The following is a 12,898-nucleotide window of genomic DNA, read 5'->3' on the forward strand; positions in this document are numbered from 1 at the left end:
GGGGGGACGTGCGCGAGCGCGCCTACACCTAGCTCGGGGGCGCGGTGCGCGCCGCGGTGTAGGTGGCCGCCACCCTGTTACGACCACGGGGGGCAGGACGGGGCCCTGGGGGGGGCGGGGCTGCGCCGCCGCCTGGCGGGCCGTCAGCGGCGGCTCCGCCGGGCCGTCAGCGCTCCTCGCGGAAGTCCACGTGCTCGCGCACGACCGGGTCGTACTTGCGCACGATCAGGCGGTCGGGGTCGTTGCGGCGGTTCTTGCGGGTCACGTAGGTGTACCCGGTCCCGGCCGTGGAGCGGAGCTTGACCACGGGTCGGACGTCGGCGTGCTTGGCCATCGGAAGCGTTCCCCTCGGTTCCTCGTGTCCGCCGTGAGCGGGTGGGTGCCGCGGCGGTCGATCGGCGGACGTCCTGTGCAACACTGCCCGGAACGATTGTCATTCCCGATCAGGAGGTCGACCGTGAAGCAGGGCACCCACCCCGAGTACGGCCCCGTCGTGTTCCGCGACAAGTCCGCCGGCGTCGCGTTCCTGTCCCGCTCGACGCTGTCGGCCGACCGCTCCCGCGACACCGTCGAGTGGGAGGACGGGCGCACCTACCCCGTCGTCGACGTCGACGTCTCCGCCGCCAGCCACCCGTTCTGGACCGGCACGGCGCGCGTGCTGGACTCCGAGGGCCGCGTGGAGAAGTTCCGCCGCCGCTACGGCAAGCGCTGAGGCGCGGCAAGCGCTGAGGCGCGGCAAGCGCTGAGGCGCGGCGAGCGCTGAGGCGCGGCGAGCGCTGAGGCGCCGGCCCACCCCCTCCCCCGGCCCCGCCGCGGGAGGGGGCAGGGTGGGCCGGTGCCCGGACCGAGCGAGCCGACCCCCGCACCGACCACCGCCCCGGCGACCGCGCCGGTGCCCGTGCGCCGCGCCACCGCGCGCGACGCCCCCGCCCTCGTGCGCCTGCGCGTGCTGATGCTCCAGGACATGGGCGTCGACACCGGCGGGCCGGAGGCGCCCTGGCGCGCCGACGCCGAGCGGTTCTTCCACCGGCGCCTGGCCGAGCCGGCGCTGTTCGCCGCGTTCGTCGCCGACGACCCCGAGCTGGGCGTGGTGAGCTGCGCCGTCGGCGCCTGCGACGAGCACGCCCCCAGCCCCCGCAACACCAGCGGCCTGCACGGGCACGTCTCCAACGTGGCCACCGACCCGCGACGGCGCCGGCGCGGCCTGGCGCGGGCCTGCACGACGGCGCTGCTGGGCTGGTTCACCGACCACACCCCGGTGACCGTGGTGAAGCTCAACACCACCGCGCGGGCCGAGGCCCTGTACCGCTCGATGGGCTTCGAGGTGCCGCGCGACGCGGCCCTGCAGCTGCGGCTGCCCCCGCGCCCGGCCTGAACCCCGCCCGCGACCCGCCCGCGACCCGCCCGCGACCCGCCCGCGACCCGCTCAGGCCAGCGGCTCGCGGGCGAGCGCGCCGTCGGGGACGTCCCCGCACGTGGTGCCGTGCGCGCCCGTCACCGCCGGGTCCTGCGCCTCCGCGCCGCGCACCGGCGTCGTGGTGGCGCCGTTGCGGGCGTGCAGGCGGTTGGCGTCGACGAGGACCTCGGTGCGCGTGACCGTCCACCCCCCGCCCTCCTCCACGGCGTTCACCCCGTACAGGTGCAGCCCGTCGCCGGCGCGCTCGCACGTCAGGCCCGTGCCGTAGCCGGTGAACCCCAGGCTGAAGGAGTACTGCGCGCCGTCCTCGCCCGGCACGGGCAGGAGGGCGGCGTCCTCCTGCCGGTAGGCGTAGAGCTGCACGGAGCGGCCGGTGTCCAGCAGCACCACCGGGGCGCCGGAGGCCAGCACCGCGGCGGACGCGGTCGCCGCCCGCGGGGCGGCGGCGGTGAACCCCACCGAGGTGGTGCCGTGCCCGCTCGTCGTGGCGCCGAGCAGGCGCCGCCCGTCGACGTCGGCCAGCCACAGGGTGTCCCCGCGCCCGTCGCCGTCGAGGTCGACGGTGGCGGCGGTGCCCGCGCCCGCGGGGACCCCGGTGCCCCCGGCGGCCGGCGCGGTGGTCGCGGCGCCGGTCGGCGCGGCGGTCGGGGCGGCGGTCGGGGTGCGGGTCGGGGTGCGGGTCGGGGTGCGGGTCGGGGTGGCGGCCGGTGCGGTGGTCGTGGCCGTGGTCCCGGCGGTGGCGGCCGGTGCGCTCGCGGTCGCGGCGGCCGGCGCGCTCGCGCTCGCGCTCGCCGGGGCGGTGGCGGTCGCGCCGGCGGAGGCGTCGCCGCCGCCGGAGCAGGCGGCGAGGGGCAGCGGCGCGAGCGCGGCGAGCAGCAGGGCGGCGGTGCGGCGGGCGTGGGCGGTGCTCACGGTTCCCCCTCCTGGAGACGTGGTGGTGGCGACTGCTGGACGCGGCGGCGCGCTCCCGCGTTGCACACGGCCCCGTGCGGCCCCGGGTTCACGCGGGGGGAGGATGGGCGCCGTGCCGCACGACCCCTCCCCCGACGCCGGCCCCGACGCTGGCCCCGACGCGACGGGGGTGCAGCGCACGGCCCGGCTGGTGCTGTCCCCGCCGCGGCTGAGCGACCTCGAGGACGTCTTCGCCCTCTACTCCGACCCGGCCGTGTGGGAGCACCTGCCCAGCGGCCGGCACGCCGACCGCACCCGCACCGCGCTGATGCTGGAGCGCGTGCGCGAGAGCTGGGAGGTCGCCGGGCTGGGCAGCTGGGTGGCGCGCCTGGCCGAGGGCCCGCAGGCGGGGCGCCTGGTCGGCACCGGCGGCTGCGACCTGCGCCTGGGCGTGGCGTGGAACCTCGGCTACCGCCTGCACCGGCGGGACTGGGGGCACGGGTACGCGAGCGAGGTCTCCGCGGCCGCCGTGGCCGCCGCCCGGCGCGCGTACCCGGACCTGCCGGTCACCGCGTACCTGCTGGAGGGCAACACCCGCTCCGCCGCCGCCGCGCAGCGCGCCGGGCTGTTCGAGGTGTGGCGCGGGCCCGACGCCGGCAACCCCGACCCGTCGGCGGTGCGGGTCGTCTTCGCCGACCGGCCCGTCTCGCGCACCGCGCTGGAGCTGCTCACCGCCACCTGAGCGGGCGCCCCCTCAGCGCCCGCGCGGGCGGGCCCGCACGTGCATGCGCTCGCCCTGCGGGCCGAACAGGCTCAGCAGCTCCACCGGCACCGTGCCGGGGTTGCTCACCGCGTGCGGCAGCCGGGTGTCGAACTCCGCGGCCTCCCCCTGCGGCAGGCGCAGGTCCCGGTCGCCCAGGCGCAGCCGCACCGTGCCCGAGAGCACGTACAGCCACTCGTAGCCCTCGTGCACCTGCGGCTCGACGTCCTCGCCCACGCCCGGGTCCAGCACCGTCTTGAAGGCGCGCAGGCCCCCGGGCGCGCGCGTCAGCGGCAGCGACGTCACCCCCGGGCGGTTGCTCGAGCGGCGCCGCCGGGCGGGCGCGGGCGGGGCGACCAGCTCGTCCAGGCTCACCTCGTAGCGCGCCACCAGCGGCAGCAGCAGCTCCAGCGTGGCGCGGCGCTCGCCGGACTCCAGCCGCGACAGGGTGCTGGCGGAGATGCCGGTGGCCGCGGAGACCTCCGCCAGCGTCCAGCCCCGCCCCGCGCGCAGGTCCCGCAGCCGCGGGCCCACCCGCGCCAGGGCGGCGGGGACGTCGGGCGCGGGGCTCACGGCCCCATCGAACACGACCCGCCGCCCCTCCTGCCCCTCCCCTTCCCGGCCCGTCGCCGGCCGGGGCGGGCCGGGGCGGGCCGGGACGGGTCCGGCGGGTCGGGTCCGGGCGAAGCGGTGACCGCCCCGGCGCGCGCCCGCTACGGTCGACGGACCCCCCGCAGGGGGACGCGAGAGGGGTGGGCGGGTGGCACGGCGTGCGACGACGGCGCTGGCGGTGGCGCTGGCCCTGGCGACCGGGATCACCCTGACCGCGCTGCCCGAGCGCTCCGAGGCCGTCCCGGCGCCCGCGCTGCTGAGCACGTCGTCCTGGCGCGAGCAGCTCGGCGTCCCGGCGAGCACCCCCGAGCAGGACGCCGCCTGGCTGACCGCCGGCACCGTGCCCGGCACCGGCGGGCCCTGGGAGGACCTGGTGCGCGGCGCGCTGCTGGACCTGCGCTCGCTGACCTCCGCCGACGGCGCCGTCGCCGCCGGGCCCGCCGCCAAGTGGCGCTACGCCTGGCCGCGCGACTCCGCGTTCGCCGCGGTGGCGCTGTCCGCCACCGGCCACCGCGCCGAGGCGCTGCGGGTGCTGGGCTTCCTCGCCGGCGTCCAGCACGACGACGGCGGCTTCGAGGCGCGCTACCTGCTCGACGGCAGCGGCACCCCCGACGGGCGCGGGCGCCAGGCCGACGGCGCCGGGTGGGCGCTGTGGGCGCTGGAGCGCGTGCTCGCCGACGCTCCCTCCCGCGCGCAGGCGCGGGCGGAGCTGCAGCCGCTGCGGGCGCTGCTGGAGGGCGCCACCCGCTACGCCCTGGAGGCCACCGCCGGCGGCACCGCGCTGCCGCGGCCGTCCTCGGACTACTGGGAGCGCCGCGAGGCGGAGCTGACCCTGGGCACGGTCGCGCCCCTGCTGGCGGGTCTGCGCGCCGGCGCCGCGCTGCACCCCCTGCTCGGGCAGCGCTCCGCCGCCCGGCGCCTGGACGCGGCCGCGGACTCCCTGGAGGGGCTGCTGCACGCGGAGTTCGCCCCCACCGGGTACCTGCGCTACGCCGACCCGGACGTGGAGACCGGCGGGGTGGACGCCGCCGTGGCGTTCCTGCTGCCGCCCTTCGCGCCCGAGGTGCCCGGCGCGCCCGTCCTGGCCGCCTTCGACGCCTACCAGGTGCGGGCGCTGCGCCCCGCCGGCGGCCTGGCCCCGGGGGCCGGCTGGAAGGCCGACGGGATCTCCTGGACGCCGGAGGTGGCGCTGGTCGCGATGGCCGCCGCGGCGTCCGGGCGCGAGGCGCAGGCCGCCCGCTGGCTGGATTGGCTGGCCGCGCACCGCACGGACTGGGGCAGCCTGCCGGAGAAGGTGCTGGCGGACGGCGCCCCCGCGGGCCCGGCCCCGCTGGGCTGGACGGCGGCCGGTGTCGTGCTGGCGGTCGCGGCCCTCGACGCGGAGCGCACGGGCGATGACGCCCCGTGACGCAGCCGTGATCGCCGGGTCCTGGCGGATCCCTGTGGAGGTCTTGCGCAGGGTGACGGGTGTCGTGTTAGCTTCCGAACGGCTGCAGCTAGCGCAGCTCCTCGATCGTTCTGAACGCCCGCGGAGTGTGTTGCGGGCGTCGCCCGGGTCCTTCGGGACCCGGTGTGGCGTTCCCACTCAGCCCGGGACCCGCACAAGCGCGGGTCTCGCACCGACTGGAACGTGTTGGAGTAGGAATGGCCCAGGGCACCGTCAAGTGGTTCAACGCTGAGAAGGGTTACGGCTTCATCGAGCAGGACGGCGGCGGTCCCGACGTCTTCGTCCACTACTCGGCGATCACCGGCAACGGCTACCGCTCGCTGGAGGAGAACCAGCGCGTGGAGTTCGAGGTGACCCAGGGCCAGAAGGGTCCGCAGGCCGACCAGGTCCGCGCTCTCTGAGCCACCTCACCTGACCCCGGAGGGCCCCGTCCGCGATGGACGGGGCCCTTCGTCGTCCCCGGGGGCACCTCCCGCGGTGGTCGTGCGGGGGCGAGCGCTCAGGAGCGGCTGACCGCGGCCAGGACCTCGGGCAGGCGGCGGTCCAGCAGGGCCCCGCCGCGGGTGACGCCGAGCCACGTCCACAGCGCGCCCAGGCCCAGGCCCAGGGGCAGCGCGGCCAGCCCGGTCCAGGGGTTCCAGAACACCGAGGCCAGCGCCGCGACGAGGGCGGGCAGGGCGAGGACGGTGATGAGGACGGTCGTGGCGGACTGGGCGAGCAGGGTGGCGGTGGCGGCGCCGCGGGGGGTGGAGAAGGGGTTGGCGCCGGGGGCGGCGACGGGGTAGGGCGCCAGGGCGCTGGAGACGCTGGAGACGCCGTACCCGGCGCCGAGCAGGGCGGCGGAGGCGCCGAGCAGGGCGGGCAGCTGCTCGGGGGCGCCGGCGGCGAGGGCGCCGGCGACGCAGAGCACGAGCAGGACGGGCACCTGCCACAGCGCGGAGGCGACCACGCGCCCGGCGCGGTCGTCGCGCCCGCGCACGCCGCTCGTGACGTGCAGGGCGAAGGCGGAGTGGTCGTAGCCGACGTCGTCGTGCAGGGACCAGCCGGTGACGAAGGCGGTCAGGGGCCCGGCGGCCAGCAGCCAGCGGCCGGGGCCGGTGGCGGGGCCCACGGTCAGCGGCAGCACGAGGAGCAGCAGCGGCACGACCGCGACGGTGGCGGCGCCGGTGAGGTAGCGCGGGTCGCGGCGCCAGTAGGTCAGGCAGCGGCGGGCGACGGCGCCGGCGGGGGTGTCGGGCAGGCGCTCGGCGAGCCCGCCGGTGCGGGCGCGCACGGCGGTGGTGGAGCCGGAGCCGCCGACGGGCCCGGTGCCGCCGCGGCCCAGGGCCGCGCCCCAGGCCAGCAGCAGGCCCGCGAGCACGGCCAGGGCGAGCAGCAGGCGCAGCAGGGCGGTGCCCCAGCGGCCGGCGGCGGCGTCGGCGCCGGCGGCCCAGGCGAAACCGGGCGGGGTCCAGCCGGCGACGGCGGTGGCGGTGCGGGCCAGCTCGGCCCAGTCGCGCGCGCCGTCGCCCAGGCGGCTGGTGAGGACGTTGACCCCGGGGCCGACGCCCACGAGGAGCACCCCGGCGAGGACGACGAGGACGTCGCGGGTGCGGCGGCCGCGCAGCGCCGCGGAGGCGGCGGTGGTGGTGGTGCGGGAGGCGGCGACGGCGGTGAGGGCGCCGAGCAGGCCGGTGAGCGCGGCGAACGCGGTGGCGCCGGCGGAGCGGGAGAACGTGACGGCGGTGGCCAGGGAGAGCAGCACGGTGACGGCGCCGGGCAGGCCGACCAGGCCGGCCAGCAGCAGGCCGGGCACGAGCCGGCTGCGCGGCACGGCGAGGGTGGCGAAGCGGGAGGGGTCCAGGGTCTCGTCGACGCCGAAGGCGATCAGGGGGACCAGCGCCCAGGCCAGCACGGCGAGGGTGCCGGCGCCGACGACGACGGGCCCGGCGACGTCGAGGCCGGCCAGGCGCAGCCCGACGAGACCGGCGCCGAGGGTGGCCAGGACGAACAGCGCGTAGAGGGTGCCGAGGACGAAGGAGACGAGCTGCCAGGTGCTGGCCCGCACCCCGTTGCGCAGCAGGGTCAGCTTGAGGCGGACGAGGGTGGCGACCATCAGCGCAGCCAGTCCAGGGAGCCGGTGAGGTCGCGCCCGCCGCCGACGAGGTCGACGAAGCGCTCCTCCAGGGTGCCGCCGCCGCGCACGGCCTCCAGGGGGCCGGCGGCCAGGACGCGGCCGGCGGAGATGACGGCGACGTGGTCGCAGGTGCGCTCGACGAGGTCCATGACGTGGCTGGAGAGCACGACGGTGCCGCCGCCGGCGACGTAGGAGGTCAGCAGGGAGCGGATGGTGGCGCCGCTGACGGGGTCGACGGCCTCGAAGGGCTCGTCGAGGACGAGCAGGCGGGGCGCGTGCACGAGGGCGCAGGCGAGCGCGACCTTCTTCGTCATGCCGGCGGAGTAGTCCACGACGAGGGTGCCGGCGGCGCCGGCCAGGCCCAGGGCGTCGAGCAGCTCGGGCACGCGCCGGTCGACGACCTCGCGGGGCACCCCGCGCAGCAGCCCGGCGTAGCGGACGAGCTCGGTGCCGCTGAGGCGGTCGAACAGGCGCACCCCGTCGGGCAGGACGCCCAGGAGGCGCTTGCCGGCGATCGGGTCGGCCCACAGGTCGGCGCCGAGGACGAAGGCGCGCCCGGCGTCGGGGCGCAGCAGGCCGGTGGCCATGGACAGGGTGGTGGTCTTGCCGGCGCCGTTGGGGCCGACGACGCCGAAGAACGAGCCGGCGGGCACGTCGAGGTCGAGGGCGTCGACGGCGACCTTGCCGCCGAACCGCTTGGTGAGCCCGCGCAGGGCGAGGGCCGGCGCGGTGGGCGCACCGGTCGCGGCGGCGGGCGCACCGGTCGCGGCGGCGGGCGCGGCGGCGGGCGCGGGCGGCTGGGGCTGGTGCTGCACGGGGTCCCCCCGGGGGTGTGGGTCGCGGTGCGCGCATCCTCGCAGCCGGCCCCGCCGCGCCGGGTCCCCCGCGCGGTGGGGCGCGGGTGGGCCGGGAGTCGTACCCGCGGGGCGCCGGCCGCACCCGCGGGGCGGGGCGGCAGGATGCGCGCACCGCACGTCGCCGGGAACCCAGGAGAGCACCGTGAGCACCGCCCCCGAGGTCAGCACCCGTTCCGGCCGCCTGCGCGGCGTGCAGCGCCCGGGGTCGGCGGCGTTCCTGGGCGTGCCGTTCGCGCGGGCGCCGGTGGGCCCGCTGCGGTTCGCCGCGCCGCAGCCGGCGCAGCCGTGGGAGGGGGTGCGCCCGGCGACCGCGCACGGGCCCACCCCGCAGCGGGTGCCGTTCGCCCCGGTCACCACGATCCCGGAGCCGTCGGTGCCGGGGGAGGCGACGCTGAACGTCGACGTGTTCACCCCCGCGCCCGGGGACCGCGCGGCGCTGCTGCCGGTGCTGGTGTGGGTGCACGGCGGCGGGTACTTCGCCGGTTCGCCGGCCAGCCCGTGGTACGACGGCGCGGCCTTCAACCGCGACGGGGTCGTCACGGTGAACGTCTCCTACCGGCTGGGTTTCGACGGGTTCGGCTGGATGCAGGGGGCGCCGCTGAACCGGGGCCTGCTGGACCAGCTCGCCGCGCTGCGCTGGGTGCGCGAGAACGTGCGCGACTTCGGCGGCGACCCGGGCAGGGTGACGGTCGCGGGGCAGTCCGCCGGCGGCGGCAGCGTCCTGTCGCTGCTGGCCTCGCCGTCCGCGGCGGGGTTGTTCCGGCGGGTGCTCTCGCACTCCCCGGCGACCTCGGACCTGTCCCCCGCGCTGGCGGAAGGGGCCGGCCGCCGCTTCGCCGCGCACCTCGGGGTCACCCCGGACCTGGCCGGGTGGCGCTCGGTGCCGGAGGCGGCGGTGGTGGCCGCGGAGCGGGGGTTCAACGCGGTGCCGGGGCGGGCGGCGCGCACCGGCGCCTCCCCGGACGTCGCCGCGGCGCTGCGCGCGGGGCGCCGGGGCACCTCGGTCCTGGGCTCGACGGCGTTCGCGCCGGTCGTGGACGGCGCGGTGCTGCCCGTGGACGTGGCGACGGCGCTGGCCGGCGGGACCGGTGCGGACGTGGACGTGCTCGCGGGCACCACGCGCGACGAGTTCGCCGCGCCAGCGGCGACGGGCGCGGAGGAGGTGGTGCGCGAGCTGGTGGCCGCGGGGGTGGACGCCGAGGGCGTGGCCGCCTACCGCGCGGAGGTCGCCCGCACCGGGGAGCGGTTCGCCGCGAACCGGGCGCTGGTGGCCGCGGGGTTCCGGGCCGAGCTGGTGCGGCTGGCCGCGGCCCGCGCGCGCGGCGGCGCCGGCGCGCGCACGTGGTTGTTCGACTTCGCCGAGCGCTCCTCGGTGGAGGGGGTGGCGGCGCACTGCCACGACCTGCCGTACGCGTTCGACCTGCTGGACGCGCCGGGCGTGGCGCGGGTGCTGGGCGAGCACCCGGACCGGGAGCTGGCGCAGCGGGTGCACGGGGACTGGGTGCGGTTCGTGCGCGACGGCGCGCTGCCGTGGCCGGCGGTGGCGGGTTCCGCGGTGGGGGCGCAGCGCTACGGCGGCGGCACCGCGTTCGACCCGCGGGCGTACCTGCTGGACGCGCAGGTGGCCGGGGTGGTCTGACGCGCCGCACCCGCAGCGACGTCCCGCGGGCACCGGGCCAGGTGCCGCGGGACGTGCAGCTAGAGCAGCCCCAGCCGCCCGCGCAGGCCGCTGCGCACCGCCGGCCACTCCCCCTCCACGACCGAGAAGACCACCGTGTCGCGGTAGCTGCCGTCGGCCCACAGGACGTGGTTGCGCAGCACGCCGTCCTGCTTGGCGCCCAGCCGCGCGATCGCCGCGCGCGAGCGGTGGTTGTGCCAGTGCGTGCGGAACTCCACCGCGATGCAGCGCAGGTCCTCGAACGCGCGCGTCAGCAGCAGCAGCTTGGCCTCGGCGTTGACGCCGGTGCCCTGCGCGGAGGGCGCCAGGAACGTCGAGCCGATCTCCAGGCGGCGGTTGGCCGGGTCGAGGTTCATGTACGTCGTGGCCCCGCACACCTCGCCGGTGTCCAGGCGCCGCACCGCCCACGGCGCCATGGCCCCGGCGCGCCGCAGCGCCAGGCGGCGCTCCACCTCGGCGGCCACGCCCTCGGGCGCGGGGATGCGCGTGTACCAGGTGCGGTGCAGGTCGCCCTCGGCGACGACGCGGCGCAACCCCTCGACGTGCTGCTCGCCGAGCGGTTCCAGCGCGACGCGGGAGCCGCCCAGCGGCACCGGCTCGCAGAAGGCCCCGGCGCTCAGCTCATCCACTTGCGCAGCTTCTTCCGGTTCGCGGTGTCCCACGCCTCGTCCAGGTCGTGGCGGGCCACGGCCGAGCGGACCTCCTCCAGGGCGTGCACGCGCCCGAGCACGAACGCGCCCTCGCCGGCGGCGGGCACCAGCTCGGCCAGCACGGCGCGCGCCGCGACGGTCTCCTCGTGCTCGACGAGGACGTCGGCCAGCTCCTTGAGCGCGTCGGCGTACTCCTCCACGTCGTCCCCGCGCAGCGGCACCACGACGGCGGCGGCGGCGCGGGCGTCCTCGGCGGCGCGGCGCAGGCGCACCAGCGGGTCCGCGGCCGGGTCGTCGGCGGGCACGTCGGCGTCCTCGCCGTCGGGGTCCACGTCGCGCTGGGCGTTCTTCACGGTCCGGTGCGCGTCGGCGACCAGCGGCAGCAGCGCCTTGCGCGCCGAGCGGGACGCCTCGCCGGTCAGGGCCGGCTCGGCCACGAACGCCTCCAGCGCGGCGACCAGGGCGCGGTAGCGCTCGGAGTCCAGCGCCTCCACGACGGCGGCCTGCGCGGCGGAGTGCCGCTCGCCCAGCAGCGCGCGCACCTGCTCGGCCACCGCGGCGGGGTCGCCCACGCCGGAGCCGGCGACGTGGCCGGCGGCCTCCTCGTCCAGGTCGGCCAGCAGGCGCTCGGTGAGGGCCTCCGCGTCGCGGGCGCGGGTGAGCACGCCGGTGAGCCACTCCAGCTCGGCGACCAGCGCCTGGCGCGGGGCGTCGGCGAACAGCGGCGCGTACGCGCGCAGCACCCCGCCCAGGCGTCGGGTGGCGCTGCGCAGGGCGCGCACGGCGCCGGGGGCGTCGATGCGCACCAGGGGGTCCTGGGCGAGCAGGCGGCTGACGTCGTGGGCGAGCTGGCCCAGCACGAGCGCGCCGGCGGAGTCGCCGTCGACGGGCTCGGCGGGCTCGGCGCCCTCCTCGGGGCCGTCCAGGACGGTGCGCAGCTGCTCGGTGCGGTCGGACTCCTCCGCCCCGCGCTCCTCCCAGGAGGCGCTGATGGCGTCCAGCAGGTCGCGGCGGCCGTCGACGACCTCCGCCTGCCACTCCGCCCAGGTCTGCGCCAGGGAGTCCTCGGGCACCAGCGGGCGGGCCTCGACGCGTCGGGTGGTCAGCCGGCCGACGACGGCGCCGTCGGCGTCGAGCAGGTCGCGCTGGACGTCGTCGGTGGTGAGTTGCAGCACCGGGCCCAGGGTGCGCCCGCGCGCGGCCGCCCACGTGAGCCGCTGCAGCGCGGCGGGCGCGGTGCGCACCGCGCGGCCCAGGCCGTGGCGGACCTGGTGCGTGCGCGGTCCCCGACCGGGCAGCTCCAGGACCCAGCCGCGCGGGGAGCCGCCGGTCTGGCGGCGCACCGAGGCGCCCGAGGCGGCCAGCGCGAGGTCGGCGGTGTCGTAGTGCGTCTCCTCGCTGCGCACCTCGCGCGGCTCGCCGACGTCGGCGACGCCGGGCAGCTCACCGCCACCGGGCGCCTCGTCGGACGACGGGGCGAGGTAGGTGCGGGTCAGGGCCAGGCGGGGGGACGGCATGGTCAAGAGAACTACCACGAAGCACCCCCGCCGCGGTCCTCCCCGCCCGCACCGGCGCCCTGCCGCCGCCGGGCGCGCCCCGCGCCTCCGGGGTCCCTCAGGCCGGGCGGCGCAGGTGCAGCACCCCGTCGGCGACGACGGCGCGCTGCCCGTCGGGGCCCTCGACCTCGCGCTCGAGGAGCTCCTCGCGCAGCACCTCCCAGCCGGCGGTGGCGGGGGCGAGCACCTCGCGCACCCGCTGCGGGGCGGGCAGGTCGACGTGGCGCTCGGCGTGGGCGGCGCCGCCCCACGGCGGGGCGGTGACGTGGCCGACGACGACGAGGGAGCCGCCGGGCGCGACGAGGCCGGCGGCGCGGCGCAGCACGTCGTCGCGGTCCAGGTGCGCGAAGGAGTGCAGGAACGAGGCGGCGACGAGGTCGAACTCCCCGGCGGGCAGGGAGGCGCCGAGGTCGTGCTCCTCGAAGCGCGCCCGCTCGGCGAGGCCGGCGGCGGCGGCGTGGGCGGCGCCGCGGGCCAGGGCGGTGGGCGAGACGTCGGCGCCGGTGGCGCGCCAGCCGCGCGAGGCCAGCCAGACGACGTCGCCGCCCTCGCCGCAGCCGAGGTCGACGGCGGTGCCGGGGGCCAGGTCCTGCACGGCGCGCACGAGGGCGGCGTTGGGCCGCCCGCTCCAGCGCTCGCCGGCGGCGGCGTACATGCCCTCCCACAGCGCGCGGGCGTCGGGGGCGTCGAGGTCGAAGTCGTGGGTGCTCACGGCGGCATGGTGGGCGCGGCCCCCGCCGCCGTCGAGGATCCGTGCCGTTCCGGCAAACCCCGCCCCGCTCCCGGCCCCCTCGCCCCCGACCTCCCGCGCACCCCTCCCCCCCTCCCCCTGGGGGGGGGGGGGGGGGGGGGGGGGGGGGGGGGGGGGGGCGGGGGGGGGGGGGGGGGGGGGGGGGGGGGGGGGGGGGGGGGGG

General features: G+C 79.0%; 14 protein-coding genes. 6 read left to right on the forward strand and 8 right to left on the reverse strand.

The window, feature by feature from the left end; all coding sequences use genetic code 11:
* Positions 1-166 precede the first annotated feature (166 nt).
* Entirely contained in the window at positions 167-334 is a 168-nt protein-coding gene (gene rpmG / locus ACRYR7_RS20190) for a 50S ribosomal protein L33 (protein ID WP_432573910.1), read from the reverse strand.
* Between the two features lie 123 nt (positions 335-457).
* Between rpmG and ACRYR7_RS20195 the strand changes: the two genes are divergently transcribed.
* Positions 458-712 (forward strand): type B 50S ribosomal protein L31, encoded by a 255-nt coding sequence (locus ACRYR7_RS20195; protein ID WP_432573911.1) that lies wholly within the window; start codon positions 458-460, stop codon positions 710-712.
* Positions 713-835: 123 nt separating this feature from the next.
* Positions 836-1,375: a GNAT family N-acetyltransferase gene (locus tag ACRYR7_RS20200; RefSeq protein WP_432573912.1), complete on the forward strand. Its 540-nt coding sequence runs from the start codon at positions 836-838 to the stop codon at positions 1,373-1,375.
* Positions 1,376-1,426: 51 nt separating this feature from the next.
* On the opposite strand, the gene ACRYR7_RS20205 is transcribed toward ACRYR7_RS20200, so the two are convergent.
* Positions 1,427-2,329: a hypothetical protein gene (locus tag ACRYR7_RS20205; RefSeq protein WP_432573913.1), complete on the reverse strand. Its 903-nt coding sequence runs from the start codon at positions 2,327-2,329 to the stop codon at positions 1,427-1,429.
* 112 nt (positions 2,330-2,441) lie between these two features.
* Here ACRYR7_RS20205 and ACRYR7_RS20210 point away from each other — a divergent pair, with 112 nt between their 5' ends.
* A complete protein-coding gene (locus tag ACRYR7_RS20210; RefSeq protein ID WP_432573914.1) occupies positions 2,442-3,050 on the forward strand; it encodes a GNAT family N-acetyltransferase in 609 nt (202 codons plus the stop codon).
* Between the two features lie 12 nt (positions 3,051-3,062).
* Here the strand turns inward: ACRYR7_RS20210 and ACRYR7_RS20215 are convergent, their stop codons facing one another.
* Positions 3,063-3,641 (reverse strand): helix-turn-helix domain-containing protein, encoded by a 579-nt coding sequence (locus tag ACRYR7_RS20215; protein ID WP_432573915.1) that lies wholly within the window; start codon positions 3,639-3,641, stop codon positions 3,063-3,065.
* Between the two features lie 187 nt (positions 3,642-3,828).
* Between ACRYR7_RS20215 and ACRYR7_RS20220 the strand changes: the two genes are divergently transcribed.
* Positions 3,829-5,088, forward strand: coding sequence for a glycoside hydrolase family 15 (locus ACRYR7_RS20220; RefSeq protein ID WP_432573916.1), 1,260 nt, complete (start codon positions 3,829-3,831; stop codon positions 5,086-5,088).
* 236 nt (positions 5,089-5,324) lie between these two features.
* The gene (locus ACRYR7_RS20225; protein ID WP_166613239.1) at positions 5,325-5,528 is read left to right on the forward strand and encodes a cold-shock protein; all 204 of its coding nucleotides are present in this window, start codon (positions 5,325-5,327) and stop codon (positions 5,526-5,528) included.
* 98 nt (positions 5,529-5,626) lie between these two features.
* Here ACRYR7_RS20225 and ACRYR7_RS20230 read toward each other — a convergent pair whose 3' ends face one another.
* A complete protein-coding gene (locus ACRYR7_RS20230; protein ID WP_432573917.1) occupies positions 5,627-7,222 on the reverse strand; it encodes a hypothetical protein in 1,596 nt (531 codons plus the stop codon).
* Positions 7,222-8,058, reverse strand: a complete 837-nt coding sequence (locus tag ACRYR7_RS20235) for an ABC transporter ATP-binding protein (protein WP_432573918.1) — start codon at positions 8,056-8,058, stop codon at positions 7,222-7,224. Before ACRYR7_RS20235 ends, ACRYR7_RS20230 begins: the two co-directional genes overlap by 1 nt.
* 184 nt (positions 8,059-8,242) lie before the next feature.
* Here ACRYR7_RS20235 and ACRYR7_RS20240 point away from each other — a divergent pair, with 184 nt between their 5' ends.
* Complete coding sequence (locus ACRYR7_RS20240; RefSeq protein WP_432573919.1) at positions 8,243-9,739, forward strand: carboxylesterase/lipase family protein; 1,497 nt, start codon at positions 8,243-8,245, stop codon at positions 9,737-9,739.
* A 59-nt stretch (positions 9,740-9,798) separates the two neighbouring features.
* Here ACRYR7_RS20240 and ACRYR7_RS20245 read toward each other — a convergent pair whose 3' ends face one another.
* The 3 genes from ACRYR7_RS20245 to ACRYR7_RS20255 form a co-directional block, all read right to left on the reverse strand.
* The gene (locus ACRYR7_RS20245; protein ID WP_432573920.1) at positions 9,799-10,407 is read right to left on the reverse strand and encodes a GNAT family N-acetyltransferase; all 609 of its coding nucleotides are present in this window, start codon (positions 10,405-10,407) and stop codon (positions 9,799-9,801) included.
* The gene (locus ACRYR7_RS20250) at positions 10,395-11,963 is read right to left on the reverse strand and encodes a CYTH and CHAD domain-containing protein (RefSeq protein WP_432573921.1); all 1,569 of its coding nucleotides are present in this window, start codon (positions 11,961-11,963) and stop codon (positions 10,395-10,397) included. The genes ACRYR7_RS20245 and ACRYR7_RS20250 overlap by 13 nt, the downstream gene beginning before the upstream one ends.
* Positions 11,964-12,042: 79 nt before the next feature.
* On the reverse strand, positions 12,043-12,696 hold the full coding sequence (locus ACRYR7_RS20255; protein WP_432573922.1) for a class I SAM-dependent methyltransferase: 654 nt from the start codon (positions 12,694-12,696) through the stop codon (positions 12,043-12,045).
* Positions 12,697-12,898 lie beyond the last annotated feature (202 nt).

Source organism: Kineococcus gurbantunggutensis (assembly GCF_050871925.1).
GTDB lineage: Bacteria > Actinomycetota > Actinomycetes > Actinomycetales > Kineococcaceae > Kineococcus.